Raw genomic sequence first — 4002 nt, 5'->3', positions numbered from 1 at the left:
GGCCATCAGCGCGCAATCCCGTTGAAACCAACGGAATCATCGCACCGCTCGCACGCTGGGGAAAGTCCGACAGGCTGCTAGGCCATCTGGCCGGGCTGCCGGAGGTTCAGGACTGATCCCCACGGCGGCCACGGCCGATGTTCCGGCCTGGTCCGATCAGTCGGTGCGGGCGGCCTTGATGCTGCGGCGCAGCTTGACCATGCCGCCGATCCAGCGTTCGTAATCGCTGGTTTTGTTGCGCATGTATTTCAGCACGATCTCGTGCGGCAGAATCAGGAAGCGCTCGGCCTCGATCGCCTCGACCACGATGCCGGCGACGTCTTCGGGCGTGAGAACGCCGTCGAGCGAGGCGGGGTTGCCGGCCATGGAGCGGAGCATGGCGGTTTCCACACCCTGCGGGCAGAGCGCCGACACGCGGATGCCGTCATCCTTGTGTGCGATCGCCAGCGCTTCGGCAAAGCCGATGGCCGCGTGTTTGGTGGTGGAATAGGTGGCACTGCCGATCTGCGACAGCAGTCCCGCCGCCGATACCGTGTTCAGGAAATAGCCATGGCCGCGCGCCTTCATGCGCGGCACCAGCAGCTTGGCCGCATGAACATGCGCCATGACATTGACGCCCCAGCTCCGCTGCCAGTGTTCCTCGGATGACGAGGCGGCGTTGTCGAAATCCGGATCGCCCAGACCGATACCGGCATTCGAGCAGAACAGATCGATCGGGCCGAATTTGGCTTCGACATCGTCGATCATGGCCGCCATCTGGTCGAAATTCGACACATCGACCTGATAATGACCCTGGGCCGCGCCCGATGCGGCGGTTTCCGCTGCGGCATCGCCGTTCAGGTCGACCGCGATCACCGCCCTGGCGCCTTCTGCGGTAAAGCGCTGGCACAGCGCCCGGCCGATACCGGCACCGCCGCCGGTGACGACGATGACCTTGTTGTCCAATTTCATGGGGGGAGTTCCTCCGGCGTAGGTGGTTTCTTGTTGTGACAACAACTATAGGCGGGAAGCCGGCTGATCCAAAACGATGACATGTCCCACGCGCGGATCGGCGGTGCCATCGTGCAACTGCCGGATCAGCGATGCGGCCATGTCCATGCCCCGGGCCTCGCCGATCCGCATCCAGGGTGCCGCACCGGTGGTGGCGCGGGTGATGAAGGCGGTCTGGTCGATGTTGAAGCGCCGGGTGAATTCGGCCCCGCCCCAATCGGCATTGCGCTTGCGGATCTGGACCGGCGCGAAAAACATCACCGGCGCGGGGCCCGGCAGGGTGGCGCCATGTGCCAGTGTCTGATCGAGAGGTGCGGTGTTGGCGGCGGAGCCGACCAGACAGTCATGGACCAGGGCCGGTCCGAAATGGTCGTGGACCCGCGCGCGCAAGCCGTCATCGCCCGAGAAATCGACATAGAGCACCGGGCGGTCGGCGGCGATATCCTCCAGCCGGTCATAGGTCACGACCCGGTCGTAGAGGCCGAGCCCTTCCGTGAAGCCGCGATTGCCGGCGCTGGTCAGGCCGATCAGTTCGATCCGGCCGGTGGCGCGGGCGGCGCTCAGACAGAAGGCGGCGCCATAGGCGGTCTTCGATGACGCGCTGGACACCACCAGCCGGCTGGCGCCGAACCAGCCATTGTCGGCCAGATAATCGGCGAGCACGAAGGAGGTGATGAACAGCGGCCGGATCAGCATCTGGGCATTTTCGAGCGCCGGATCATAAGCCGCATCCTGGCTGCAGCGGGTGTACTGGTTATAGGCCGAGGTCAGCGGCAGGCGATGATCGGCGACGTCATAGAAGCCGCGCGGCGTGATCCGCCCCGGGGTCATCCGCACCAGCTCGCGGATCGGGAAATAGCCATAGAACCGTTCGCCCACAGCGATTCCCTCGACCGTCGAGGCCACGACATCGGCGAAACCCCAGACCGGCATATGGCCGTGGCTGTCGCGGCCGGTCGGAAAGAAATCCCAATAGCGCATCGCGTCGCCGAAGGCGGCATAGGTGATGTTGTTGGTGGTCAGCGCGAAGCGGTCGAGCCTGAGCCAGATGTCGCCAGAGGCGGGCGGCGCCTCGTCGATCGTCTCGATCAGCGCGCCGCCGAGATCGGATTTCGGTGTCAGCAGGCGGGCCGTGGTGCGGGGCAGGGTCATCGGTGTATCCTCCGGTTGCTGATGATCGAGACTACCGGATTGCCCGAAACCAGGGGTTCGGATTTGCCATGCCGCCACAGCCGCCGAAATCCGCCGTCCACAAGCCGCTGAAACGGCCGTCGCAGGCCCGCGCCCGGTTCACGGTGCAGACGATCTATGACGGCATGGTTCGGATATGGCTGCGCGACGGCCCCGACGCCGTCACCACCAAGGCGGTTGCCGCCGAGACCGGTTTCGCGGTCGGCACGCTTTATGATTATTTCCCCAACCGGACCGCGCTGTTCTCGGGCTATGTCCGGCATTGCATCGACGATCTGCTGCGCCGGCTGGACGAGGACGCGCTGGCGGCCCGCGATCTGCCCTGGCCCGAGCGGCTGTCGCGGATGGTGCGGATGACCTGCGGCGCCGACGGCGCGGCCCCCTGTTTCGACCATGCGATGCTGATGATCGAGCATGCCATTGCCGAGGACAAGCACCACCGCCGGGTCTATGAGGAACTGTCCGGGGCCTGGGTGCGGATCATTCAGACTTGGCCGGATCTGCCGCCGGGTGTCGATGCCCGGCGCATCCGGGCGCTGTTCGTCACCGTGCTTGGCACCCGCCGTTATGTCCTGCTGGTCGAGCCGACCGGGCCTGAGATCGGCGACTGGGTGGCGGGGCTTGAGGCGATCGCCTGTCGGATGTTTGACGGCGGTTCATCGAAAGCTGGCTGATCCGGGGTTGCATGAGGGGCGGGCTGCCGCTAAGAAGAGATACGTTATAACATTACTGTTGCAAATTGAGCGGGGACACCATGCTTCGAACCGCGCGCCGGACGGCGTTGTTCTGCACCACAGCCATCGGTGCCGTCACCATGGGCTGCGCGGTCGCCGTGGCCGAGGCGCCGCAAGCGGGAGCGGCACCAGCGGCCTTGCCTGGACTGGTGGTGACCGCCGCCAGCCCGATCGCGCGGGACGGTGCCGTGGTGGCCGATGACGGCCTGCCGGGATTGTCGCCGGTCACCGCCGGCAGCTTCGTGCCGGTGACCCTGGTCGATCGCGATCAGCTCGATTTCGATGCCGGCCGGACCCTGGGCGACGTGCTGGACGGCGAGCCGGGCATCACCGCCAGCAGCTTCGCGCCCGGTGCCAGCCGGCCGGTCATCCGCGGCCTGGACAGTGAGCGGGTGCGGGTGCAGGAAAACGGCATCGGCGCCCATGACGTCTCGGCGCTGGGCGAGGATCATGGCGTGCCGATCGATCCGCTGGCCGCCGAGCGGGTCGAGGTCATCCGCGGCCCCGCCACCCTGCGCTGGGGCTCGCAGGCGATCGGTGGCGTGGTCGATGTATCGAATGACCGGATTCCGGTCGATATCGCGCCGGGGCAGTCGCGCGGTCGCGTTCAGGGTGGCTTCGGCTCCACCGCCGATGACCTCGACGGCGCGGTATCGCTGACCACCCGCCATGGCGGCGTGGCGCTGCATGCCGATGCCTTCGGCCGCAGGGCCGGCGACTACGATCTGCCCGATGGCGGCACCCAGGCGAACAGCGGCGTCAAGGCCGATGGCCAGTCGATCGGCGGCAGCTATATCGTCGACAATGGCTATATCGGCACGTCGCTGTCGCGCTATGGCAGCATCTATGACATTCCGGGCGGCGAAGAAGCCGAACTTCAGACCCGGATCGACATGGAGCAGGTGACCTGGCGTGGCCTTGGTGAATACCGGCCCGAGCGTGGCTGGTTGAGCGCGGTGCGGGTCTGGGCCGGTTATTCGCGCTATGACCATGACGAGATCGGCCTGGGGATGTCCCGCCCGATGTTGAAAAGGGCTCGGCGGACGTCGCTGGTTGATGAGGCTATGCAGCCTCGCAGACGGGGTCA

4 protein-coding genes are annotated in these 4002 nt (G+C 66.2%); 2 read left to right on the top strand and 2 right to left on the bottom strand.

Features of this window, described 5'->3' with window-relative positions; all coding sequences use genetic code 11:
* Window positions 1–156: 156 nt before the first annotated feature.
* Window positions 157–951, bottom strand: a complete 795-nt coding sequence (locus IEW15_RS24935) for an SDR family oxidoreductase (RefSeq protein WP_188583154.1) — start codon at window positions 949–951, stop codon at window positions 157–159.
* A 45-nt stretch (window positions 952–996) separates the two neighbouring features.
* Window positions 997–2142 carry a DUF2855 family protein gene (locus tag IEW15_RS24930; RefSeq protein WP_188583152.1) on the bottom strand — a complete coding sequence of 382 codons (1146 nt, stop codon included), beginning with the start codon at window positions 2140–2142 and terminating at the stop codon, window positions 997–999.
* Window positions 2143–2210: 68 nt separating this feature from the next.
* On the opposite strand from IEW15_RS24930, the gene IEW15_RS24925 reads away from it, so the two are divergent.
* Both IEW15_RS24925 and IEW15_RS24920 read left to right on the top strand, forming a co-directional pair.
* Complete coding sequence (locus IEW15_RS24925; protein ID WP_188583150.1) at window positions 2211–2855, top strand: TetR/AcrR family transcriptional regulator; 645 nt, start codon at window positions 2211–2213, stop codon at window positions 2853–2855.
* 80 nt (window positions 2856–2935) lie between these two features.
* A partial coding sequence (locus IEW15_RS24920) for a TonB-dependent receptor plug domain-containing protein (RefSeq protein ID WP_188583148.1) occupies window positions 2936–4002 on the top strand: 1067 nt, incomplete at its 3' end.

Origin of the sequence: Tistrella bauzanensis (assembly GCF_014636235.1) — a bacterium.
Classification (GTDB): domain Bacteria; phylum Pseudomonadota; class Alphaproteobacteria; order Tistrellales; family Tistrellaceae; genus Tistrella; species Tistrella bauzanensis.
Note: the sequence above shows the minus strand (reverse complement) of the source record. Positions and strands in the feature narration are given on the sequence as shown.